The organism is Collinsella tanakaei YIT 12063 (assembly GCF_000225705.1).
In the GTDB taxonomy this organism is placed as follows: domain Bacteria; phylum Actinomycetota; class Coriobacteriia; order Coriobacteriales; family Coriobacteriaceae; genus Collinsella; species Collinsella tanakaei.
On sequence record NZ_JH126470.1, the window covers coordinates 167654 to 192700 of the forward strand.

Sequence of the window (25047 nt, forward strand, 5' to 3'; positions counted from 1 at the left end):
ACCAAGCGGTTGCGGTCTCGAGATTTCAAAGCCTATCACGCCTTTTGTACCCAATCCTTGTCCGAGCGCCCCTCAAACGGAAATACATGAGTGTCCGCAGAAGGGCGGTCGCGCCGTTGCCACGTTGCCGCCTTCGCCCTGCGCCCGCGTGGTTGCGCGGACACGCAAGGGGGATAAGATGGTGGTGCCCCAAGCGTTTGGACGCCGCAAGCGCCCGCGGGGCCAACGTGGCAGCCTAGCCCGCCGCGCCACGCCGCGCGCTACTGTACGACGAAGCAAAAAGAGCAAAGGGAGAGCATGGTGCAGACCTATACATATGGCGATGCCAAAACGGCGATGCCCGCCTGGGCGCAGGACGGCTCGCGCTGCATTTCCTTCTTCCTGTTCAACACGCAGGTGCATATGCACGCGTATGCCGCCGCGCGCCCCACGGGTCGCCCCGCGGCCGCGGACCCAAACGCCGCTGCCGGTCCAAGCACCGCCGCGGGCTCTGAAGCCACCGCGCGCCTGGACGCCGCCCTCGTCGCCGCCCGAGACCGCTGCCTATTTTTCGAGCGCGCCTTCTCGCGCACCCGCGATGACTCCGATATCGCCCGCGCGCACGCCGTCTCGCCCAATGCCGTGCCCGTCTCGCCCCAAACGGCCCATCTGGTCCGACAGGCCCTGGGCTACTGCGAGCGCAGTCGCGGCAAGTTCGACATCACCATGGGCACGGTGACCTCGCTGTGGAACTTCCACACCGGCGAGGTGCCCAGCCGCCTCGCGCTGGCGCGCGCCCTGCCCCATGTGGACTACCGCCATATAGTTTTGGACGAGGAGCCTTGTGAGAAGGAGCCTTTGGGCGAGGAGTCTCTGGATAAAGACTCTCCGGTCCAGGGTTCTCTGGACGAGGATGCTTTGAACGCCGACGTCTCCCGCGTGCCCTCGTCCAAATCATCCCAGCCCACCCTTGCCATCACCGACCCCCAAACCATCCTCGATCTGGGCGGCGTCGCCAAGGGCTACATCGCCGACGATCTCGCTGACCTCTTTATCGCCCATGGCGTCGGTCGTTTTGTCATCAACCTGGGCGGCAACGTGGTGGTGCGCGGGGGCCGACCCGCGGACGCGTCCGCCCGGCCTCCCGTGGCCGCCGGCAGCCCCTGGCGCATAGGTATCATCAACCCGCTCGACCCCGCGCACAACCGGGCCATCGTGGACATGGCGGATGGCTCCGTGGTCACCAGCGGCATCCATGAGCGGCGCTTTACCAAGGGCGGCGTCACGTACCACCACATTCTCGACCCCGCCACCGGCATGCCCGCCAAGACCGATCTCACCAGTGCAACCATTATCGCCCCGCGCTCCATGGACTGCGACGGCTACTCCACCACCGCCCTCATGCTGGGCGCGCGCGACGCCATCGACTTTGTGGAGTCGCTGCCCGGTATCGAGGCCGTGCTCATAGATGAAGCGGACGAGGTCTGGTGGACGTCCGGCATCGAGGAGCGGTTGTCGTTGGTGCCCACGTTGCCCCGGTTCTAGGTCGTAGCGTTTCAATTGCATATGTGGACGAATGATCTGCGCGCCGCCTCGGCTTCCTCCAGGGTATGTTCGCCGCATGCTGCGGCTCAGAACACCCTGGAGGAAGCCGGGGGCGGCTGCTGCTATTTCTCCCGCTGCGACTTGAGGGGTGGCCCGTGCCACGGTCGGCACCCGATTTGGCATGCTTCTCACGTATGAGTGCTGGGGCATGAAGGGTGGCCATCTTATATCATCGGTAGCCGCTGTGGTAGATTGATTCTTGTAAGGGGCCTGCCGACATTTTTGCTAGGCGGGTTTACCGCCTCGCATGTTTGCAATTCTGGGGTTATGCCTAGTGGAAGGAGATTGGACATGACCGGCAAGATTGGGCACGCTTGGGTTCGCGGCAGCGCGACCGCCCTGGTTGCGACCGCCATGGCATTTGGCGTCGTTCCTGTCGTGGCGGCATTTGCGGAAACGAGCGTCGAGGTGAACGATTCGGCTCAGGGGAGTGCCGCGGAGATCCCCGAGAACGCTATCAAAGTGGGCGAGGGACTTACCGGCGAGGGAGCCTTTTCCTCTTTGGCCGCGGCCCTCGCCAGCGATGACGTTGCCGACGGGGCGTATATCGTCCTCGAAAGCAACCTGACCGAGGATGTGACGATTTCCAAAAATGTGACGATTGACGGACAGGGAAAGTACTCGGTTACAGGTCACACTCGGCTGCAAAACGGTGCTCTCAAGAACATGACGATCGCTTCGGAGACGACCTCTCTCCTAACCATTGGCAGCGCACAGGAAAACTCCATCCGCATGGACAACGTCACCGTTAAGTATTCTGTGACAACGCGTGCTGCTGGTTCTGCGGTAACGGTAAGTGGCAACAAGGCCGATATCGTTATCAGCGGCTGCCGTTTTGTGAACGAGCCGAAAAACGACGGGCAGACTACTGACGCCCTACAATGGTCATACGGTCTATATGTCAACGGCCAGGCGGACGAGGGTAGCATCCAGTTTGTGAACAATCGGTTCGATGGCGCGTTCCGCACCATGTTGCCGAATATCAGCGGCAACGTGACCATTCAGGATAACGTGTTCGTGAACTCCGTGTATAGCGTGGTGGACGGTCCCACGTCTGGTGCCGGTGCGGAGGCAACGTGCATCACAACCGCGCAACCTTCTGCGAACGACAATTTCGTTATCACGGGCAACACCTTCGACAACGCCGGAGCGTTCTACTTCCAGCAGACGGAAAAGGCCAATGTCCAGGGCAATGAATTCAAGTTCGATACATTCGAGCACTATATTCAGGCGAGGGGTGCCGCTGCACACCCCCTCGATTTGACTGATAACACGTTCGTGATGGGCGAGAATGATCTGGTGGTTGTCGACACGACCGCGGCTCCCGTGAAGCTGCCTGCGGGGCAGCGGGCAGTCAGCTTCTATCCTTGGGTGGAGACTCCCGAGGCGACCAGGCCCGCTGATTACAGCTCTTATGGGTACGCTTACAATGAGGACGGAACGGTAACCTTTTATCCCGCTTCCCAGGCTGCGCTTAAGGCGTTTCTCGCTCCGGGTGACGGAAACATCGGTGTGAACGACGGGGACACCGTCTCGCTCGAATGCGACCTGACAGATACCGGGAGCCTGTCCCTTTCATCCGATATTACGTTTGAGGGTAACGGGCACATTGTCAGGGGCGACTCCTCCATTTACATCGGCGCGGACGCCCATGCAACTCTGAACGATATCGAGTTCAATGGTATTCACAACGCCGGCGGCAAACTGTCCGCCGTATACGCCACGGGCGCGTTCTCTGGCTCTTTGACGGTTACGAACTGCACCTTTGATAGCTGCGATTGGGACGCGATTCAGATCACGCCCGATAAAGGCCCGTCGATGGCTGCCGATATCACGATTACGAACAACGTATTTAGGCGCTCGGACGCCGCCATCAACCAGCAACGCTACATCCACATCGAGTCCGACATGGATAAGCAGATCGATTTCAAGGTGCTTGTAACGGATAATAAAATGTACGACAACGTGGCGCAGGAGGCTTTGGCGGTCTACAGCGTCGCGAATCAGAGCATAGCGTCTTTGTCGGGCAATTACTTCGCGGAAACGGTGAGCCATCCTACTTGCATTGCGAATTACGATCAGCGCTGGGTCATCCTAAACAAACTCGCATATCCAATGGCGGACGAGAACCTGGAGGAGCGGACGGACCAGGTTGCGATTGTCTCTCGAGACACGTGGTATGCCGACTCTTATGGGACGTTGGTAGAGGCGCTTGAGGCGGCGGGCGATGCCAAGGCGATCGCATTGGTTCGCGATGCGGCCGTCGATGGCGACGCTCTAATCAAGAACCTGAGCCTGTTCGACTTCAACGGAAAGTCAATCACCCTCAAGAGCGGCGCCTCTATCAAGGCGCCTGCGGATATCAGCGCCAACCTGAAGGTGCCGTCAAACTGCGAGCTCGTCAAGTCCGGTGACGAGTCGAGTGGATATACGTTCACTGTAAGGGTGGTTTCCTCTGGCGGCGGATCAACCTCCGACAAGACCGAGGTCGAGAAGAACCCCGACGGCTCCACCACCACGACCGTGACCAAGCCCGACGGCTCGCAGACCATCACCCACGAGACGGCTAACGGCACCGAGTCCGTGGTCAAGAAGGATAAGGACGGCAACGTGACCTCCACCGAGGTGACGGTCTCCAAGAAGGACGCCGAGTCCGGCAAGGTGGAGCTGCCCATCGATAAGTCCGAGCCCGCGGCCGACGCGGACAAGGCCCTGGCCGTCGAGGTGAAGGTCCCCGCGACCGTCACCGCGGACAAGCCCGTCCAGGTGACGGTGCCCGTCGCCAAGGGCGAGGGCGACGAGCCGAACTACGGAATCGTCGTGTTCGCCGTGGACGAGGACGGTAACGAGACCGTCATCCCCAAGACCGCAGTGGACGACGACGGCAACGTGGTCTTCGAGGCCACGGGAGACGTCACCATCAAGGTGGTCGACAACGCCAAGGACATGCCCGACGTGAAGGAGACCGACTGGTTCGCGGGCGACGTGGTCGACTTCGCGACCGCGCGCGGCATCGTCAACGGCGTGGACATGCCCGACGGCACGAAGGAGTTCCAGGGCTACGGCAGGACCTCCCGCGGCATGTTCGTGGCGATGCTCCACAACCTGGAGCTGAACCCCGAGACGGCGAGCGAGGACTCCCTCGCCGACGTGCCCGAGGGCGCCTTCTACGCCGACGCGGCCGCCTGGGCGCTGGGGGAGGGGATCCTCTCCGGCGTCGACATGCCCGACGGCTCCAAGCAGTTCCAGGGTAACGCCGACGTCACCCGCGAGCAGGTGGCCGTGTTCCTGATGCGCTACGCCGAGGCGCTCGGCATGGACGTCTCGAAGCGCGCCGAGATCGACTTCCCCGACGCCGGCGAGGTCAGCCCCTACGCCGAGGACGCCATGTCCTGGGCCGTGGCCGAGGGCCTGTTCACCGGCGACGACGTGACCGGCGAGCTCAACCCCACCGACGGCGCCGCCCGCGCCGAGGTCGCCACCGTCCTCATGCGCTTCATCAACCTGATGTACGCGTAGGCGCCGGCAGGGCTCCTGCAGGGGCTCCTCGTCCAAAGGCACAGACATAGATCTATTTAGAAAGATCGCGGTTATCCGAAAAGGAGGCCGCGACTTTTTTGTTTGGAGACGGTGCTGTCTTTAGAACAATCGATGGCGTTTCTTGAAAGACGCAGATAACCGTTCAACGGAGAAACCGCAGCTAAACAACTGGCTGGAGATTGAAGAAAGCGATAGCGGGGGATAGCATGAAAGCTAGGTGCGAAGGAATGTCACTTCTACTGAGTGGGAGGAATTATGGGAACGCGGAAAACGCATACGGCGCGCCTCGCCGTGAGTGCTGGTTTGGTTGCTGCGCTTGCCGGCGGTGTCTCGTTGGCTCCGGCAGTTGCTTTTGCTGTTGATGAGCTTGCGCAGGAAAAAGCCGTGGACCAGGGGGCCACTGTAGAGTCAAAAGCGGTCACAATGGTTCAGGGTGGCGGGGCGGCGGTTCAGTACGACAGCATTGCCGCCGCCATTGCCGATGCTAAGCCGTACGACTACAAGACAAATAAAGAAGCTTACGTAATTACGCTCAACGATAACCATGCTGAGGATGTCAGCATCCCCGCGAACACCAGGATAGTCATCGACCTCAACGGCCACACCCTTTCAAATGCGAGCGGCCATACCATTACCAATAGTTCTAACAAGCTTGAGGTAAAGGATAGCGTTGGCACCGGTGTTGTTGACAATACATCGAACGGCAAGGCCGCGCTTTACAATGACGTTAAGGCGACCGCGACGCTTAACGGCGGCTCGTTTACAAGGTCTGCCGAAGCCAGCACAAGCGATTCCGATGCTGGTGGAAACTCGTACTATGTTCTCAAGAACTACGGAACAATGATCATTAACAAGGGCGTTGTTGTGAAGTTCTCCGATACCAATCCCGGATTCTATTCAAGCCTTGTTGCCAATGGCTGGCAGGATGCCATCAAAGCGGAGGCCGGCACTAGCGGCGAGCCGAAGCCAACTGATGGTGCCAAGAAGGCGACGCTAACGATTAACGATGGATCGTTCACCGGCGGGCAGATTACCGTTAAAAATGATGACTATGGCACTCTTACCATAAAGGGTGGCGCAATCGCCCAGCCTTCTGAAGGAAGGTTTGCGGTTTACAACAACCACATTGCAAAGATTAGCGGCGGCAACATCTCTTCGAGATCCAGCGCGGTGGCGTCGCGGATGATAAAGGACACCGGCGCAAATGAGGGAAGCCTGACCGTGGAGTCGGCTGCGGTTATTGTTAGCGAGGCCGGCAATCCTGTGTTCTTGAGGGACGGCGCTAAGGCGACCATCACTGGTGGATCTTTTGAAGCCAAGGGTGGTGCTGTTGCCATTGGTATTAACGATGACGCCTCGAACGCGGTTGTAAGCGGTGGAACCTACAAAGGGACTACCAAGGTCTCGAATAGGGGCGATGTTCTTGTAGACCGCTACGGCGTTGTTGAGAAGGACGGCTCCCTTGTTGTGGAGATGACCCGTCCTGCGGCAACCGTGATCATGGAGGACGGAACAGCGACCCCTTACGAGACCTTTACCAAGGCATGCAGTAATGCTCCCGCTTACAGTACGGTCAAGCTGAACGAGAATGCGGTTTTGGGCAAATTCGCTGCTAAAGTACAGGCGTTTGGCGTTACGGTTGACCTGAACGGATTCAACATCGACGGTTCTGCCTATATGGGCCCGGACGCGACCTTGGCCATGAAGCCGTCCTACGGTGCGAAGCCGGTTGAGGGTAAAGATTCCACCTTGAGGATAATCAACAGCGTTCCTCAGTCTGGGGGAACGATTAAGGGCAAGCTGCCCGTTGAGGGAGCTTCTGGCAATAGCATGTTTGCCGCACCGCTGTACATTGGCGACGAGGTGACCCTTGAGGTGCTTGAAGGGGGCAGCACCGCGGTTAAGCTGGGATCTTCTTCTTATCTTGCTTATTCCGAGAAGGCGGCATCTTATGTTGCCAACGGAGGATTTAGGATGCAGGCGGCTGGTGGAAGCGATCGAATCTACGGGTCCCCATCGAGCGCCGCGGCCGATTTGCCCGAAGGCTCCGCAATAACCATGCTGCACCCTTACGTTGGTAACGAGGCTATTTGTTCTGGTAGCAAGGGCTACATTCTTGATTTGGGCGGCAATGCATACAGCTACACTGGTACGCAGCAGATCGTTGATATTAATTACGACGGCGCGTCGATTACCATTCGCAACGGCATGCTGAAAGCTCAGAACCCGCTTGATACGGCGGGCGTTTCGATGCTCTACAGCAACAGCTCGCTGACAATGGATGGCGTTACCATGCAGTTGAACGGTGCCACATGGGGCATTGGTACGAATGGCGGCGAGGAAAACAATACGATCCGATTGGTGAACTCGACCATCGATGTTGCGGACGGTTTGGGAATCTACTTCCCTTGCTCAGGCTCTGTTGTAATTGATAATACGGTCATTAAGGCAAAGTCTTTTGGTGTTCAGCTTTGCGCCGGCAGCCTGACCGTCTTGGGGGATAAGACCTCGATCACCGCGAGCGGCAGCCCTGCGGAAAAGACAGAGGCCGACGGTCCGATTGTTGACGGTGCCGCAATCTCCGTTATAGAGCGCGATGGCTATAAGGACCTTGGCAAGGTGACCATCTCTGGTGGCGCGTTCATGGCGGGTGAAGGAATCCCCGCTATTGAGGCGTACGCCTTCAACAATACCGACAAACGGAGCGAATGGACGCAAGCGGGCGACGTCGTCGACATCAGCGGCGGAACGTACAGCGCGGCACCTACCAATATGGACAAGCTGCTTGCAGGCGGCTACGAGTTGGTGGAGTCGGACGGTTCCTGGGCGGTGCGGCTTAAGGAAAACCTGCGCGCGGCCGAGGTCGGGGGCGCGTATTACCCGACCGTGGCTGATGCGGTAGCGGCGGCCCGGGACGGCCAGACGGTGAAGCTGCTCAAGGGGGTCGAGGAGGACGCCGAGATCCGCATCGACGGCAAGCGCTCCATCACACTCGACCTCGCCGGCTGCAAGCTCGACGCCCGCGCTCATCAGATCGTTGTCGAGTCGGGATCGGGCCTGACGGTGAAGGGCGGCGGCGAGCTGACGAACACATGCACTCAGAACGCCACCGGAAGCTACGTTGTCTACGGAGCGGACGGGTCGAGGGTCGCATTCGACGGGGTCACCGTGAACGGAGCCTACGGCCTGTACGCGGCGGGCGAGGCCTCGGTGAAGCGCGCGAACCTCAACGTGACGGGCGGGTGCGCGATCGCCGTCAACGGGTCTGCAAGGGTAGAGATCGGCGACCCCGCCGCCACGGCGGAGGAGAACGCTCGCGACGTCGTCGTGACCAGCGCGAACAACTGCATCTCGACGCAGACGAAGGAGGGCGCCGCCGATTCCCAGTGCACGGTCTACGGAGGCACGTTCATCGCGGGCAAGAAGCCCGACAACCCCAGCAATCCCTGGAACAGCGGTCCCGTCTACTGGGCCTCCCACGGGACGCTCGACATCAGAGGGGGCGTCTTCAAGGCCGATGTGGAGACCGCCGCGGTCTTCCAGAAGAACGGGACGGTGAAGATATCGGGCGGCGAGTTCACCGCGAAGGACGGCTTCAAGATTGACGCGACGGCGCAAGACACCACCGAGATCGCGACCGAGATATCCGGCGGCAAGTTCGCCGGCACGCGAGCGGGCTTCTACTCGAACGCCGACGGGGGCAGCATAGACTACGGTGCGAGCTACAGCGTCAAGGTGACCGGCGGAGAGTTCCGCGGCGGTTCCGAGGGCGCTATCTACGTGAAGGAGGGCGACGCGATCGCCGCCGAGGGCAAGCGCGCCCTCGAGGTCACGGGCGGCGACTTCTCGGAGAACCCCATCGAGTTCGTGCCCGCCTCGGGCTACGAGGTGGTCGAGTCGAACGGCATGTTTACGGTCTCGAAGTACGTGCCACCCACTCCTCCTTCGGGCGGCGGCTCCACCTCCGACAAGACCGAGGTCGAGAAGAATCCCGACGGCTCCACCACCACGACGGTGACCAAGCCCGACGGCTCGCAGACCATCACGCACGAGACCGCCAGCGGCACCGAGTCCGTGGTCAAGAAGGACGAGGACGGCAACGTGACCTCCACCGAGGTGACCGTCTCCAAGGCCGACGCCGAGAACGGCAAGGTGGAGCTGCCCATCGAGGAGTCCGAGCCCGGGTCGGACGTCGAGAAGGCTCCCGAGGTCGAGGTGAAGGTGCCCTCAAGCGTTTCCGACAAGACCCCCGTCCAGGTGACGGTCCCCGTGGCGAAGGGCGAGGGCGACGAGCCCGACTACGGCATCGTCGTGTTCGCTGTGGACGCCGATGGGAATGAGACCGTGATCCCCAAGTGCTCGGTCGATAAGGACGGCAACGTCGTCTTCGAGGCAACCGGCGACGTGACGATCAAGGTCGTGGACAACGCCAAGGACATGCCCGACGTGACCGACGCCGACTGGTTCGCGGGCGACGTGGTCGACTTCGCGACCGCCCGCGGCATCGTCAACGGCGTCGAGCGCCCCGACGGCTCCCGCGTCTTCGACGGATACGGCAAGACCTCCCGAGGCATGTTCGTGGCGATGCTCCACAACTTGGAGCTGAACCCCGAGGCGGCCTCCGAGGGCAGCCTCGCGGACGTCCCCGAGGGCGCCTTCTACGCCGACGCGGCAGCGTGGGCGCTGGGGGAGGGCATCCTCTCCGGCGTCGACATGCCCGACGGCTCCAAGCAGTTCCAGGGCGGCGAGGACGTCACCCGCGAGCAGGTGGCCGTCTTCCTGATGCGCTACGCCGAGCACCTGGGCATGGACGTCTCGAAGCGCGCGGAGATCGACTTCCCCGACGCCTCCGAGGTCAGCTCCTACGCGAAGGACGCCATGTCCTGGGCGGTCGCCGAGGGCCTGTTCACCGGCGACGACGTGACCGGCGAGCTGAACCCCACCGACGGCGCTGCGCGCGCCGAGGTCGCCACCGTCCTCATGCGCTTCATCAACCTGATGTACGCGTAGGCGTCGCGGGCAAGGCGGACCAGCCGGATCAGCTAGACCGGTTGAGCCAAGCGGGCATGTTGATTTGCCGCTAAACAATTGACCGCCACACGGGGCCGGTGCCGCTGCAGGTACCGGCCCCGCTTCTTGCGCGATTCCCTTCAGCGCGCTTTGACCAAGAAGGGCTTGCAGCAGGCCGGGGCGCCCACCGGCTTATCTAAGGGATGCTCTGAGGCCCGCCAGGGCCGAACGCATCCCGTGATAAGTCCGGTGGGGCCCCGGCCGTGCGGAGTCCTCCCTCGTCCAAAGACCCGCATGTATATTCCTCGTCCAAAAATTAGGTACCGCCGTTCTTCACCAACCGTCCACCGTTGGTGGTTACGTGCAACGCTTTATTTAAGTGGTGTGCTACACTTGCTTGGTTTACTGCGGCTGAGGCTGCATATAATGAGCGACATGGTGAATCGACATAGTCGAGAAGCCGGTTTAGGGGAAGAGACCTATGAATATTGAAAAGATGTTCGAGCGCCCTGACGTCGAGCAGCTGGTGCATGCGTTCTCCCTGCTTGAGAACGAGGACGACATCAAGACGTTTTTGACCGATCTGTGCACGCCGCGCGAGGTTTGCGACTTCGCCCAGCGCCTACAGGTTGCGCGCTATTTGGACGAGGGTGAGCCGTACGTTGAGGTGCAGGCCAGGACCGGCGCTTCGTCCACCACGGTGAGCCGCGTGTCCAAGGCGCTGAACGGCGAATACGGCGGGTATCGTCGTGTGCTGGTGCGCTTTGGCGACGACGTGTAGAAGCGGCGGCCCGCTGTTTGGCCGCGATGCGCGCGGTTTGACATCGGGCTTTGCGCAGTGCTTGTCACGGCATCATTCGGCATCCTGCTTTGTGGGCGGGGTGCCGTTTTTGTTTTTATGTCCGCACGAACGTGTAGCATAGAATGACATGTAATCGATAGGCTGGTTTGAAGGTCGGGCCGTGCCGGGCATGGCTGGCGGCGGTGCAGAGGCGCCGTGACGGGCGAGGGCGAAGGTGAAGAGGCTATGGCGTTTCAGTTGATATCTACGCGGGCGGGTGCTTGCCTGCTTGAGCAGGAGATCTCTCTTATAAGCGATGCCGTGCGCGCGTGCGGGCGCGCCGTGCTGCTGGTTCCGTCCCGCCGCGAGCGCGATGCGTGCCGAGCGGCTCTGGCGCGTGCCGGTGTTGGCGTTGGCGTTGATGTGACCACGTCGCTTTTGTGGATAGAGTCGCTTTGGGAGCTTATGGGCGACGGCCGCCGCATGGTCAAGGGCATTGAGCGCAACATGCTTATGGCAGACGTTGTGGCCGCTCGTTCTGCGGATGACCTGGCGCCGTTGCGCGCGAATCCCGGCACCGTTCGCATGCTGGCGCGCATGGCCCGCGATCTTCTTCCCTATGCTTACGGGGCGGATTGCGACGCAGGTGCCGCTGCGGTGGGCGCGAGCGACATGGCGCCTGCTGGCCTGGCTACGCCGGCTGCTCCGGGTAAGTTTGTGGACGATGATTCCGAGCGCGTGGTGCTTGAGCTGCTGGACGCGTATGCGGCCGCGCTTGATAGCCGGCAGATGATTGAGCCCGTGACGGCTGCAGAGCAGCTGGGTGCGATGTTTGATGACGGCTTGCCCGCATGTGCCCGCTTTGTGGTGCTGCGCGACGTGACCATGCTGCCCGCACGCGACTGGCGCCTGCTTTCTCGCGTGGCGCGCATGGGCGAGGTCCGTCTGCTGCTGAACCCGCAGCAGGCGTCTTTTGCCGAGGAGATTCGGGCGCATGTTGCATGCGAGGGCCCGCTCGACCTTGATGCGGTGACGCTCGCGGCGGGCCGCGCGGCGGCTGCGCCTGCGGCGGGGGAGGCACGGCCCGCCGCGGATGAGGAGCTGCCGCATGCCGCGGAGCCTCGCTTCTTAGAGGTGGCCGGCCCGCATGCCCGCGACCGCGCGTATGCAGATGAGATTGTTCGTTTGGCGGCAGAGCGCGCTGCTTCTTGCAGGGCTGCCACGGGCGCGCAGAGCGGCCGGGTCAACGTCGCCGTGGTGTGCGCCAAGCCCTCAAAGCTGGCTGCGGACCTGGCACCGTACCTGGCCGCGCGCGATATCGCCGCTACGTGCACGTACTTCGCGCGCTTTGGGCAGACGGCCGTGGGCAGGCAGTTTGCGACGCTATCCGATGTGGTGGAGCGCATGCAGGCCGTTGAGAACGAGGAGGCTCCCGGTGCCCTGTGGTGGCCGGCGCCCGAACTGACCGACTGGTTGTACTCGCCCATATCTGGTGCGGACGCTTCCACCGCCCGCATGTTCGATAAGAAGATTCGCCAAAACCGCTGCATGACGCCGCAAGCGGCCCTGCGCGCGCTGCAGAGCCACCAGGGCAGGATCAATGCGGCCCGTGCCAAGCTGGATGCGGGCAACCCCTTTGCTGGCGTGCCCGCGGTTTGCGCCGACGTGGTGAACTACCTGTGGCAGGGCCGTCCCGTCTCCGCCTTCAAGTCGATGGCGGCGGCCGCCCGCGCCCTGCCCGCATTCGCTCACGGCTCTGATGCCGGCAACGTGAACGCCGCCGTGGAGGCCGCGATGGCAGACGCCGCGGCGGACGCCCTCATGAACACGGCCCGCTTGCTGGATGTGTCGCAGGCCGTTGCCGCGACGGCGCTGGACGGCGTGTGCGTGGTGGTGGAGGAGCGAATCGCCGCCCGTCCGCCGAGCGAGGATGCCGACGGGGGCGCCGATGCTGACACGGGCGTTGCCGCGGCCGACGCCGCGCCGCAGGTCCTCGTCCGCTTTATGACGCCCGCAGACGCCGCGCTGCTTGAGCCGGGCAGCGTCGACGCCATGCTGCTGGCAGATGTTGACATAGAGTCCTATCCGCTCAACCGGCCGGAGGGCCCGTTGGTGACCATGCAGGAGGCGCGCGGCGTCCCTACCGTTTCGATTGATTCCGCCGCCCGCCTGCGAGACCTGTTTGGCCGGGCCCTTAGCGCTACTTGCACCGCAACGCTGGCCCGCGTCACGCATGACCGACAGGCAAAAGACCGCTATCCGGCTGCGATCTGGACGGAGCTGCTCGCCCGCGCGCAGGCGTCTGGCAAAGAGGAATCGTCCACGTTGCCCCTGGTACGGTCCGTGGGCGAGGGCGACGTCGCCGCCAATTTCGACCCCATGGCGTGCCGCGATATGGGGGTGCGGCAGGTGGAGTGCCTGGCGCCGCAGCACCTGTCGAGCGAAGCCGTGCTCTATTTGGTTTTGTACCGCCGCGACCCCGCCAATCCGGATGGGCCGCTGGTGCCGCGCCAGCTGTCCGCCTCACAAATCGAGAGCTACCTTACCTGCCCGCTGTGCTGGTTTATGGGCTCGCGCGTTCGCCCGCAGGGGCTGGACGCCGGCTTCTCCAACATGGAGAAGGGCAACTTTGTGCATGACGTGCTGTTCCGCCTGCACGCGGAGCTTATGGAGGACGGCACGGGCCGCGTGACGCCGGCGAATCTGGACGAGTGCCTGCAGCGTCTGCGCGATGTGTTCGATGCAGTCCGCGCAGAGCATCAACGCGGCAAGACCTCCAGTTCTGGCGCGTTGGTGCCGTTGTCGCGCACGGAGAGCCTGCAGGTGGATGACATTTTGCCGCAGCTAGAGGCCGCGCTTCGCTACGAGGCGGACGCGCTGGCGCCGTTTGCGCCCGCCTACCTAGAGTACTCGTTCAACGAGCTGGGCGTGGACTACGCCGGCCGCCCGCTGGGAGGCCGCATCGACCGCGTGGACGTGGACCAAAACGGGCGCGCGGTGGTGATCGACTACAAGCATCGCTCCGACGTGCGCGCGTTCCAGGTCAAGGACCCCACGGTGGAGAACAAGGCGGGCGAGGTGCCGGCGGATGACCCGGACTGGTTGCCCGCTCACGTGCAGTCGCTCATCTACGCGCAGGCGCTGCGCCATTCCGGCCTGGCGCTGGATTCGCGCGCCGCGCTGTACTTCTCTACCAAGAGCAAGTCGCCCGCGTTGAACGGCGCCGCATCCGCAGAGCTGGTGGTGGCCGGCGCGGACGCGGAGCTTGACCCCGGCATGATCCCCGGTCTCAAGCGCGGTTTTCCGGACGAGGAAAACGGCGGCGCCATGGGCTTCGATGCACTGCTTGACCGCGTGGAGGCAACGATTGCCCGCAAACTCGACCAGCTTGAGGCGGGCGACATCCACGCCTCGTCCACACGGCAGCAAAGCTGCGACTTTAACCACACCCTAGGATTCAAGCGGAGGAACGCGTAAATGGACCTATCAACGCTTATGCCCCAGCAGCGCGACATCGTGACCACGCTGGACCGCAAGCTCTTTGTGTCCGCGGGCGCGGGTTCGGGCAAAACCTTTACGCTGACGCGTCGCATCCTGTGGGCGCTGTCGCCGGAGTCCGGCCCGTTTGTCGATGGTCTTGACCAGGTGCTGGCCATCACGTTTACCAAGGATGCCGCCGCGGAGATTCGCGAGCGCGTTCGCGCCGCCCTGGTGGCAGAGGGAATGGAGCGCGCCGCGCTGTCTGTGGACGATGCCTGGATATCGACCATCCACGGCATGTGCTCGCGTATTCTGCGTGCCCACGCGCTTGAGCTTGGCATAGACCCGGAGTTCTCCGTGCTAGAGGATCCGGGCGACCTTATGGACTTGGCCGTGGAGCGCGTGCTTTCTCGCGAGGGCTCGGCCTATGGGGACCTGTTTGGCTGGTACCCGCTTGCCGGCGAGTCCGCGCCGGGCGGTTTTGGCGGCGGCACCAGCGTGACCTCGCTGCTGCGAGTGCTGCTAGAGAAGGCGTCCGCCGCGCGCAACGGCTTTAGCGACCTGCGCATGCTGCAGGGTTCCGTTAACCTGGACGGCCTGGCGGACGCGTACCGTGGCTGCATGGGCATTACCGCCGGTGCCACCAAGGCGGCGGAGGCTGCTCTCGCCGCGATCGAGGCGTTTGAAGCGGGCGAGAAGACCGTGGGCAACCTCATCGCCTGCATGATGGCCTGCAAGCCGCCGCGCTCAAGCAAGAACCTGCCTAAAGAACAGGTGAACCTGCTCAAGGCCGAGCAAGCGGACGCCTTTGTGAACGCCTACCTCGCCTTGGGCTCGCGCGCCACCCAGCAGCTGCTTGAGATCGCGCATGCGGTGTTTGACGAGTACAACCAGCTGAAATTCGACCGCTCCGTGCTGGACAACAACGACCTGCTCCGCCTTACCTACCAAGCTCTGCGCGACAGCCCCGCCATGCGCGAAGATTACGGGTCGCGCTTCAAGATGGTGATGATCGACGAGTTCCAGGATACCGACCAGCAGCAGGTGGACCTTATCAACTTCCTCACCGGCGAGGGCGGCCGCGCCCTGTGCACGGTGGGCGATGCCCAGCAGTCGATCTACCGGTTCCGCGGCGCGGAGGTCGATGTGTTCCGCCGTGCCCAGGCGCAGGTGGAGGCTGCCGCCGCCTGCGGCTCAGACGCCGGCCGCGTGGTGCAGCTGGTCAAGAACTTCCGCAGCCATGCCGAGATCTTGGATTACGTGGCAGCCATCTTCGACGGCACGCCCCAGGGCCGCGGCGGTCTTATGCAGGGCTTCCTCAACCTGCAGGCGCACGATGGCCGCAAGGACGGCATGGTCGCCACCGGCGTGAACCGTCGTCAGGCCCTGCTGGTCGCGGGCAGCAGCACGCAGGAGCGCGCCCAGGCCCGCGCCCAGGCCATCGCCCGCCGCTTCCGCGAGCTGGCGGACGCGGGCCAGCCCGTGGGCGGCATGGTCTTGCTGCTTGGCGGCATGCCGCGTGCCAACATGTACGCGGACGCCTTCCGCGCCCAGGGGCTCGACTGCGTCATCTCGGGCGGTTCGGTCTTCGCCCAAACGCAGGAGGCCGCTGCGGTCCGCGCGCTGGTGTGGACGCTGGCAAACCTTGCGGATACCGCGCAGGGCCTGGCGCCGCTGTTGGCGTGCGACATGTTCTCGCTGGGTGCGCAGGAGTTTTTGGCCCTGGCGACCGCGAAGGACGAGCAGACGGGTGAGACCCGCCGCCGCAACATAGACGCCGGCCTCATGAGCGATGAGGACGCGGACGGCCTGCGCGACCTGCCGCTGGTGGACCGCGCCCGCGCCGTGCTGCGCCCCGCGCTTTCCCGCGTGGGCCGCGACCCCCTTGCCGCGATCGCCCGCGACGTGGTGAACCAGTCCGGCTGGATGGTTCGCTTGGCCGGCCAGGGGGCGGAGGGCCGCGCCCGCGCCGCCAACGTGCTCAAGGCCCTGGACGCCATCGCGGAGGCGGAGGCGCAGCTGGGTTCCGCGCCGCGCCAGGTCGCCCTTGCCTACGATAGGTTCCTGGAGGGCAAGCAGGCCCCCGGCGCGCTCAACGAGGAAGGCGGCAACGCGGTGCGCATCATGACGGTGCACGCCAGCAAGGGCCTGGAGTTCCCGGTTGTCGCGGTGGCTGAGTGCTTCTCCATTAGGTCCGGCAACGCCAAGTTGCAAAGCCTGCGAGGCGATGACGGCTCTATCAGCTTGGTCGCGCTGCCCGGCCAGTTTCCCTCGGCGCGCTCGGCGGACGGTGCGTACATCAAGGGCGATGACGTGGCGAAGGAGTTCAAGAAGTACCTGGGAGGCTCCAGCGCGTGGCTTACCAGCGAATATGCGGACGATGTGTGTGCAAGCGATTCCGCTGCGGGCGCATGGCTTGCCATGAGCGAGCGCGAGACCCGGCTTGAGCTGCAGGAGCGCGAGCGGCTGCTCTACGTCGCCATGACGCGCGCCCGCGAGTACTGCCTGCTCGCCATGGACGCGCCCGTGCGATCGGTAAACAAGCAACCGGTGCTCGACCTGCGCGATGATACCGACCTCACGGGTCGCGTGCTCGAGCAGATTCTGCCCGCCGGCGCTGCGCTCAACGGCGGCATGCTGTGTTTTGAGGATTCTCGCCGCGGCGACTTCGAGTTGCTTGCGCTGCAGGACTTCGCGTGCGGCGATGCGGCGTATACGCAAAACTACTCGGTGGAGGATGGCTGCTTCATCGGCGAGGACGCCGCTGCTGCGGACGCCGACGCTGCTGCCGGCACCGCCGCCGTTGTTGCCGCCGCCGGCGACGCCGCAGCTGTGGGGGAGCCCGCCTGCGATCCCATGGCGGACGACGGCGGGGCGCCGGATACGTTCACGCTGGTGGCCCCCGCCGCCTGCCCGTGGCGAGCGAGCGCGGCCCCGCGCGCCCCGCGTGAATCCTACAGCTACTCGTCCATAGCCAAAGAGCTGCATGGGGAGGATGAGGACCGCGCGATGCCCGCCCCCTCTATCGATGCTCCGGAGGATGCGGATGACTTCGAGGCTTTCGAGCCTCTGGCCGTGACGGAGGCCGACGGGCGGGACGCCGGCGAACAGAACTCTGCGGAGGCCGCTGATGCCGCCGTCTCTCGCGACGGCGATCCCACGGCGCTGGGCAGCGCGTTCCACGCTGCTTGCCAGTGGATGGTCGAGTTGGGGGAGGACCGCGTGCCCGCCGCTCGCCGCGACGCCCTGGCGCGCTATTGGGGGTGCACGCCTGCGCAGCGCGAGCGCTTAGATGCGGCGCTTGATCGTTGGTGCTCGTCCGCCATTCGCGCCGAGGCGCTGGCCTGGCCGCAGGTCCGCGCGGAGGTGCCGTTCTTCTCGCTGGGTGCGGACGATCTGACGGAGCGTTTCGGCGAGTTCGCGGAGGGCGCTATCGACCTGTTGTGCACCGATCCCGATGATCCCGCCCGCGCGCTGGTGATCGACTACAAGACAGGCGGGTCTTCGCAGGAGACGCCCGAGCAGCTGCAAGATAAGCACGCCCTGCAGGCGCATGTGTACGCCGATGTGCTGCACAAGGCGGGGTTTGAGCGGGTTGACCTTGCGTTTGTACGTGTGGAGGTGGAAGATTCGGCGGCTCCGGGCCAGCCCCAGGTTGTGAGCTACCAGATGTAGCGGACGAGGGCGCGCATGCCGGTATGGTGGGCGCGCGACCGCACCCCTCGTCCAGAGAACCGAACAGGCTATGTTGCTTTGGGCGATACCGCGTTGCGGTCAAGGCGGCGTCCGCACGGTCGGTTAGAATCGATAGCGTTCAAAAAGGGGTTTGCGCGGCGGTGGGGCTGCGCGGGCCCTGACGAATTCTCAGCACATCAGATCGGAGTTTACGCACATGGCATTCGTCCACCTACACAACCACTCCGAGTATTCGATGCTCGATGGCGCCACTCGTATCAAGGACATGGTGGGCCGCGCCGTCGAGCTTGGCATGCCGGCAGTTGCGCTGACCGACCACGGCTACATGTACGGCATTCCCGAGCTGGGCCTTGCATGCGACGCGGTTAACCATGGCACGCCGGAGTACAAGACCTGGAGTCACGACAAGTCGTTTTTGGAGAAGGGCCGCCGCGCAGAGTTGGAGGAGCCCGATCCGGAGAAAGACCCGCGTGCCTACGAGCAGTTCCATAAGGATATGGCTGCGTGGGACGCCGAGGGCAGCGTTGACTCGGTAAAGCCGCCGCTGGTGATCAAGCCCATCTTTGGCTGCGAGGTCTATTTCACGCCGGATGACACCCTGGCGCGCGACAAGAAGCCCGAGCTGTACCACATGGTGCTCTTCGCCCGCAACCAGACCGGCTACGTCAACCTGATGCAGACCGTCTCCGAGGCGGCCGTCGACGGCTTCTACTACAAGCCGCGCGTCACCCTGGACAACCTGCGCCGCCACCGCGAGGGCCTTATCGCGAGCTCGGCGTGTATCGCCGGCATCATCCCCAAGATGATCGACCGCGGCGACCTGCCTCGCGCGCTCGAATGGGCGGAGACCTTCCGCGACCTGTTCGAGCCCGGCTGCTTCTACATCGAGATCCAGGAGCACGGCATCACCACGGATTCCGGCATGACGGACGAGCAGATGGACCGCCAGCTGATCGAGATCGCCAAGCAGATAGGCGTCAAGGTCATCGCTACAAACGACTTCCACTACCTCACCCGCGACGACGCGCCGGTGCAGGACGTCATGATGTGCATCGGCATGAACTCCAAGGTGGACGACCCCAACCGTATGCGCATGCAGGGCTCGGAGTTCTATATGAAGTCCGAGGACGAGATGCGCGCGATGTTCCCGTACTGCCCCGAGGCGTGCGACAACACCGTTGAGCTGGCCGAGAAGTGCGACGTCGAGTTGGACTGGGACAGCATCATCCTGCCTAACTACCCGCTGCTCGACCCCGGCGAGACGCATGAGAGCCAGTTTCGCCGCGAGTGCGAGGAGGGCTTGGCCAAGCGCTACGGCGAGGATTGGGACGGCAAGGAGATCGCCGGCGTCGACATTCGCGAGCGCTTTGAATTTGAATACAAGGTTATTTGCGATAAGGGCTTTGCCGCGTACTTCTTGATTGTTGCGGAGTACGTGCGCTGGGCTAAGCAAAACGGCATCGGCGTCGGCCCGGGCCGTGGCTCGGCTGCGGGCGCACTGGTCGCATACGCGATGGACATCACCACCTTCGACCCCTTGAGCAACGGCTTGATGTTCGAGAGGTTCCTGTCACCCGAACGTACCGAGATGCCCGATATCGATATGGACTTCGACGATGAGCGGCGCCTGGAGGTGGTGGAGCACGTCCGCCAGCTCTACGGCCCCGAGAAGGTTACCCACGTCATCACGTACTCGACCATCAAGGCCAAGCAGGCCATCAACGACTCGGCCCGCGTTTTGGACTACCCGGTCTACATGGGCCAGCGCCTGTCCAAGATGGTGTCGAGCGACCCCTCCGTCAAGCTGCGCCAGGTGCTGGAGAAGGTGCCGGGCAAGGAAGACCTCTACAACCCTGACTTTGAGGAGGCGTACAAGCGCGACGACGACGCGCGCCGCATCATCGATACCGCGCTCTCCATCGAGGGCCTCACCCGCGGCGAGGGCGTGCACGCATGCGCGGTTCTAATCTGCCGCGACGCGGTCAACGAGCACGTCCCCACCAAGCTGGACACCAAGGGCGGCGTCGAGATCACCCAGTACGAAGGCCATACGGTCGCGGACATGGGCCTGCTCAAGATGGACTTCCTTGGCCTGCGTACCCTGACGGTTATCTCCAAGGCCAAGGCCAACATCAAGGCTAACTACGGCATCGATATCAACCCCGACGAGATTCCGTTCGACGACCCCAAGATCTTCGAGCTCATGAGCGCCGGCCGCACCGCGGGCGTGTTCCAGGTAGAGTCCGCGGGCATGACCGCGACCATCAAGAACATGAAGCCCACCGAGTACAAGCACGTGGTCGCATTGATCGCCCTGTACCGACCGGGCCCGCTGGGCGCAGGCATGGTTACCAGCTATATCAACCGTATGAACGGCAAGGAGCCGGCGGTCTCCTACGACCCGCGCCTGGACGGCATCTTGGGCGAAACCTACGGCACCATGGTCTACCAGGAGCAGGTTATGCTCATCTCGGTCGAGATGTGCGGCTTCTCCAAGGGCGAATCCGACTCGCGCATCCGTAAGCCGGTTGCTAAGAAGAAGATCAAGATGCTGACCGACCAGGTCTTCAAGTGGTCGGACGGCGAGGACGAGACCATCTACGACCACTGGATGAACGGCGCGGAGCGCAACGGCTATAAGCGCGAAGTCGCCCAGCGCATCTGGGACGACGTTCTCGAGTTCGCATCCTACGCGTTCAACAAGTCGCACTCCGCCGGCTATGCGATCCTGGTTATGCAGACCGCTTGGCTCAAGGCGCACTACCCGCACGAGTACATGGCGGCGGTTCTTACCTCCTACACCGGTAAGACCGAGAAGATCGTTCACTACGTCTCCGCGTGCCGTCACGATGGCATCCCCGTCCTGCCCCCTGACGTCAACGAGTCCGGTAAGGAGTTCACGGCTACGGCCGAGGGCGTCCGTTTCGGCCTTGCCGGCATCCGAGGCGTGGGCGAGGGCGTGGCGCAGGCCATCATCGACGAGCGCGAGGCGAACGGCCCGTACAAGAACCTGCACGATTTTGTCGAGCGCGTGGACTCCAGCCAGGCGAACCGCCGCGTCATCGAGGCGCTTATCCGAGCGGGCGCGTTCGATAACTCCGGTTACCCGCGCCGCCAGATGATGCACTTTGTGGACAAGGAGAACCCCGAGAACATCATCGACGCCGCCGTAAAGCGCCAGAAGGACCGTGCGAACGGCCAGACCTCGCTGTTCGATGTGTTCGGCGATGTCGAGGGTTCCGGCTTCGAGGTCGTCGTTCCCGAGCCCGATGGCCAGGAGTGGGATCGTCACATGAAGCTCTCCCAGGAGCGCGACGTTTTGGGCATCTACGTCTCCGACCATCCGCTGCGTCCTTACGAGTACGCCCTGGGCAAGGCGCGCGAGTTCTCGCTGTCCCAGATCGATACCGGCTATGAGACCGCGTCTCCCACCGGCGAGGGAACCATCAACCAGGAGATTCCCGAGGGCAAGCAGTTCTGGTTCGCTGGCATGGTGTCCGATGTCTCCAAGCGCGTCACCAAAAATGGCGACCCCATGGCAATCGTCACCTTGGAGGATATGGAAGGCGAGGCTACAGTGGTGGTCTTCCCCAAGACCTACAAGGAGGCGGAGGGCTATCTCTACGGCGAGACCGATCCCGAAACCGGCGCGGTGCTCTCCGATGCGTTCATCCGCGTCCACGGCAAGCTCGAACGCTCCGACCGAGGCGACCAGATCATCGCCCAGGAGATCTTGCCGCTGGAGCTCAACGAGGAGACCAACCGCCCTAAGGTCTTCGAGATCATGGTTCCAAGCTCGCGTTTTAGCCAGTCCAACATGTCGCGCTTGGCGACGGTGCTCGCCACCAACCCGGGCGGCGACCGTGTCGAGCTCTTTATCGAGCAGGCAGATGGCCAGACCATGCGCGCCGAGATTCCCGCGCGCGTGAATGCTCGTTCGATCCCGCTGCTCGCCGAGGTCAAGGGCATCGTGGGTGTGAAGGGCCGCGTTACCATCATCTAATTGCGAAGAGGGCCGCCTTTGCGGGTGGCCCTCTTGCTTTTTGCAGCGAGGGGTTTTGTCGTAAAGAGCCGAGTATGCGGTTTGACCGGATCTTTATTCATGTTTTTGCCTCATTTTAGCTCGCTGAAAAACCGTTGCCTTTCGCTGTGGCAGCTGAGGGCCACGAGGTGGGTACGAACCCGTTTGGCCAAAGGAGGAAAGTTCCCCTTTAGTGCCATGGGGACTGTCTTAGAGCCATCCTCTCGAGACTCGAGCCGTTTGGTGCTTTCTTTTTTGTCAGAGGTCACGCACAAGAGCGCTTCAAGCTTTTAAATAATAGTTGCAGATTCGAGTAAAACGTAATTTATACAACAAGTGTACTAATTGCATAAAAATCGAGCGGTTGGGTTTTACCCACCTCGTGGCACTCAGCTGCCAACCCGATCGAGGACGGTTTAATGTCCATCATTTCCGGGTGTTACCCAAGAGCCGATTGGACAGTTTTGCTCGACGCGCGGATCATTATCGAGAATATTTCTCAATTGCAGGCAAGAGCCGAGCCCTTAGCACGATTTGCCGCGCCTCATAGCTTTTACTGAGCGTTCGCAGGCGTACATGCAGCACCTTTGCCAGCTCTTGGAGGAACTTGCCATAGAGGTGGTCTTGGACAAGGTCCTCGTACCACACGGAAAGGATGGTCCACCCCGATCCCGAGAGCGTGTTTTGTCTCCGGTCATCGCGCGCGGTCTTTTCTATCGAGTGCGCATCCCTGCCTTTGTACTCCAGTCCCACCTTTGCCTCGGGGAACGCCACGTCAACGTACTTGGTTCCCTGGGACGTGACCACGGGATGGTTAAGGCTGATAGGTCCCAGGTTCTGTCCTCCAAGGTGCTTGGGCAGGCTGAGCATCATGGCGAGTGCCGTCTCCATGGGGGAGTTCGATCCATCGCGAACGTGCCGAAGCGCCTTGCGGGCCACATCGATGCCGGGCCGCCCTGTAAGGTCGTCGACCACGCGCTGGATCTTCTCTGTCGATGTGGCGCACACCGCGCTGGAGATATAGCCGTTCCAGCAATCGCTGATGAGGTAGGTGCCGCACAGCTCGTAGCCAAGCTCTATAAGGTCGATCGCGCCATAGTCGGGGGAGAGGGCAAGGTCGCAGAAAAGCAGCTCCGGCCCGGTGATAAGCGGTCCGCCGTGTTCGCTGCGCAAAAGCGTTTGGAAAGGCAACGGACGCTCCCTGATGTGGTAGACAACGTCTTTACGCGCATAGCGAAGCCGTTTTGTAGGAACAAGGATGTGGTACGGCTCTTCCTTTAACCCAATGCGCGCCATATCGTCATGGAGCATGATTGGATGAGGGACGGGCGTGTCATCCAGCTGCGAGCAGCGGGGGCCGTCCAGCAAGGTGGGCAGCAGCCGTCCGCTCGATCGAAGTGCCTCAAGGGCCGATGTGTTGCAAATACAGATACTCATGCCGCGAATGCTATCTCGCAGCGCGCCCGCTCAGTGTCGTTCAATTCTTTCAAAAAGTATCTCTGCGGCACACCCCGTATCTATGCAGGGTTGCGTTTTCGCAGGTAGATGGCGCTGTTCGTATCAAAGAAAAAAACTCGCCAGAGACCTCAATCTCCAGCGAGTTCATCAAATGCATGCAAACAGAAGCGCCGTCTTTGCAGGTCATGGCAAACTACCATCGCCTGCCGAGCCCTTCGATTAGGAAACCTTTTCCACCTTGGCGCCGCAGCGCGGGCAGGTCACGCGGATGTGGCCCTTGCCGCGCGGAACGGAAAGAATGGCACCGCAGGTCTTGCAGCGGAAGAACAGCGTGGTCTTGCGCTCGCGCCACATGCGCTCGGCGGTGCGCTTGGTGCGGCCAAAGTCGGGGCCGGAGCCCTGGGCGGGGCGCTGTGCGGACGCGCTCGATGCGGGGCTCGGGCCCTTTTCGCGGTCAAGCCAGCCAATGTGCGGCCCTACAACCGGAATCTTGTGTGCCAGATCCAAGAACATCTGGTTCTCGCGCTCGCGGGCTGGAATGCTCTTGGAGAATGCGCGCAAGATCGCCAGGACCACCACCACAAGCGCGATCCAAGAAAGCGGCGCCAGGCTGGCAAGCGACCCTATCAGGGCGAGAACCATGCCAAGCACGCCAAGGCTAAGGGTAAGGTCATCGACGCCGTAGCGTCCTTTCATAAAATCCTGCATGTGCAAGCTCCTTCACTATGGTCAAAGACCAATTATGCCCAATGCTACGCCACCCAACCCGCCGCGCCGCGCTAAAAGCGCAAAAAAGCGGCATCCTCGCTCCATTTTGTGGACGAGGATACCGCTAGCGGGATGTCGCGACACCGCAGGCTCGCTGGGTAGCGGCGGTCGGGGATCGGCGCACTACTTCGCGAGCTTATCGATGACCTTCTCGATCTCCTGCAGTTTCTGCTCCTTTTCCAGCGGCGAGCCGGAGTCCGCCGCCTTGCGCACGCAGTGCTCGATATGGGCTTTGAGGACGTCGGCGTTTACGCGGGCGAGAAGCGACTGCGTCGCCATCAGCTGGGTGGATATGTCGATGCAGTAGCGGTCCTCCTCGACCATGCGCATAATGCCGTCGATCTGGCCCCGCGCCGTCTTGAGCAGTCGCATCGTGCGATCGTGGTCTGCCATCATGGCGCAGCCCGCCTTAGGCTTCGGTGACGCTGAGGGCGTGGAATTTCTCGCCAGCGGCATGTACCGCCTGAGCGAGCAGGTTGGTGTCGACGGCCTCGCTGGTCTCGACTTCAACGGTCTGGGTTTCGTGGTCAGCGTCGGCGTCGGTCACGCCGGCGACCTTCAAAAGCTCGGTCTCCACAGATGCGTCGCAGTGGCCGCACATAAGGCCTTCGGTCTTGATGATGTACTTCACGATGTCGTCCTTTCAATCAAAGGTGTAATGCCAAGGGTATGGAGGCGCATGCCAAGGAAGCGACGGGGCCGCATCGTC

11 protein-coding genes are annotated in these 25047 nt (G+C 62.6%); 7 read left to right on the top strand and 4 right to left on the bottom strand.

From position 1 onward, the window contains the following. The first annotated feature begins 297 nt into the window (after positions 1-297). From HMPREF9452_RS11405 to dnaE, 7 genes are all read left to right on the top strand, one after another. Positions 298-1524 (top strand): FAD:protein FMN transferase, encoded by a 1227-nt coding sequence (locus HMPREF9452_RS11405; RefSeq protein ID WP_009141531.1) that lies wholly within the window; start codon positions 298-300, stop codon positions 1522-1524. A 351-nt stretch (positions 1525-1875) separates the two neighbouring features. Next, the gene (locus tag HMPREF9452_RS11410; RefSeq protein WP_009141532.1) at positions 1876-5103 is read left to right on the top strand and encodes an S-layer homology domain-containing protein; all 3228 of its coding nucleotides are present in this window, start codon (positions 1876-1878) and stop codon (positions 5101-5103) included. Positions 5104-5379: 276 nt separating this feature from the next. Then, positions 5380-10134, top strand: coding sequence for an S-layer homology domain-containing protein (locus HMPREF9452_RS07485; protein WP_009141533.1), 4755 nt, complete (start codon positions 5380-5382; stop codon positions 10132-10134). Between the two features lie 481 nt (positions 10135-10615). Beyond that, on the top strand, positions 10616-10915 hold the full coding sequence (locus tag HMPREF9452_RS07490; RefSeq protein WP_009141534.1) for a YerC/YecD family TrpR-related protein: 300 nt from the start codon (positions 10616-10618) through the stop codon (positions 10913-10915). A 246-nt stretch (positions 10916-11161) separates the two neighbouring features. After that, a complete protein-coding gene (locus tag HMPREF9452_RS07495; protein ID WP_147568254.1) occupies positions 11162-14392 on the top strand; it encodes a PD-(D/E)XK nuclease family protein in 3231 nt (1076 codons plus the stop codon). Next, positions 14393-18070 carry a UvrD-helicase domain-containing protein gene (locus HMPREF9452_RS07500; protein WP_009141536.1) on the top strand — a complete coding sequence of 1226 codons (3678 nt, stop codon included), beginning with the start codon at positions 14393-14395 and terminating at the stop codon, positions 18068-18070. Positions 18071-18287: 217 nt separating this feature from the next. Then, positions 18288-22094, top strand: coding sequence for a DNA polymerase III subunit alpha (dnaE, locus tag HMPREF9452_RS07505; RefSeq protein WP_009141537.1), 3807 nt, complete (start codon positions 18288-18290; stop codon positions 22092-22094). Between the two features lie 501 nt (positions 22095-22595). On the opposite strand, the gene HMPREF9452_RS07510 is transcribed toward dnaE, so the two are convergent. The 4 genes from HMPREF9452_RS07510 to HMPREF9452_RS07525 form a co-directional block, all read right to left on the bottom strand. Continuing rightward, positions 22596-23549 carry a hypothetical protein gene (locus HMPREF9452_RS07510; protein WP_009141538.1) on the bottom strand — a complete coding sequence of 318 codons (954 nt, stop codon included), beginning with the start codon at positions 23547-23549 and terminating at the stop codon, positions 22596-22598. A 240-nt stretch (positions 23550-23789) separates the two neighbouring features. Then, positions 23790-24278, bottom strand: a complete 489-nt coding sequence (locus tag HMPREF9452_RS07515; RefSeq protein ID WP_009141539.1) for a hypothetical protein — start codon at positions 24276-24278, stop codon at positions 23790-23792. 183 nt (positions 24279-24461) lie between these two features. Beyond that, on the bottom strand, positions 24462-24734 hold the full coding sequence (locus HMPREF9452_RS07520; protein WP_009141540.1) for a metal-sensing transcriptional repressor: 273 nt from the start codon (positions 24732-24734) through the stop codon (positions 24462-24464). Between the two features lie 13 nt (positions 24735-24747). After that, a complete protein-coding gene (locus tag HMPREF9452_RS07525; RefSeq protein ID WP_009141541.1) occupies positions 24748-24969 on the bottom strand; it encodes a heavy-metal-associated domain-containing protein in 222 nt (73 codons plus the stop codon). Positions 24970-25047: the final 78 nt, after the last annotated feature.

Bases quoted from the DNA above. Each gene is read 5' to 3' on its own strand.
- HMPREF9452_RS07490 (WP_009141534.1), top strand. From the start codon at position 10,616: ATGAATATTGAAAAGATGTTCGAGCGCCCTGACGTCGAGCAGCTGGTG.
- HMPREF9452_RS07510 (WP_009141538.1), bottom strand. From the start codon at position 23,549: ATGAGTATCTGTATTTGCAACACATCGGCCCTTGAGGCACTTCGATCG.
- HMPREF9452_RS11405 (WP_009141531.1), top strand. From the start codon at position 298: ATGGTGCAGACCTATACATATGGCGATGCCAAAACGGCGATGCCCGCC.
- HMPREF9452_RS07520 (WP_009141540.1), bottom strand. From the start codon at position 24,734: ATGATGGCAGACCACGATCGCACGATGCGACTGCTCAAGACGGCGCGG.
- HMPREF9452_RS11410 (WP_009141532.1), top strand. From the start codon at position 1,876: ATGACCGGCAAGATTGGGCACGCTTGGGTTCGCGGCAGCGCGACCGCC.
- HMPREF9452_RS07515 (WP_009141539.1), bottom strand. From the start codon at position 24,278: ATGCAGGATTTTATGAAAGGACGCTACGGCGTCGATGACCTTACCCTT.
- HMPREF9452_RS07495 (WP_147568254.1), top strand. From the start codon at position 11,162: ATGGCGTTTCAGTTGATATCTACGCGGGCGGGTGCTTGCCTGCTTGAG.
- HMPREF9452_RS07500 (WP_009141536.1), top strand. From the start codon at position 14,393: ATGGACCTATCAACGCTTATGCCCCAGCAGCGCGACATCGTGACCACG.
- HMPREF9452_RS07485 (WP_009141533.1), top strand. From the start codon at position 5,380: ATGGGAACGCGGAAAACGCATACGGCGCGCCTCGCCGTGAGTGCTGGT.
- dnaE (WP_009141537.1), top strand. From the start codon at position 18,288: ATGGCATTCGTCCACCTACACAACCACTCCGAGTATTCGATGCTCGAT.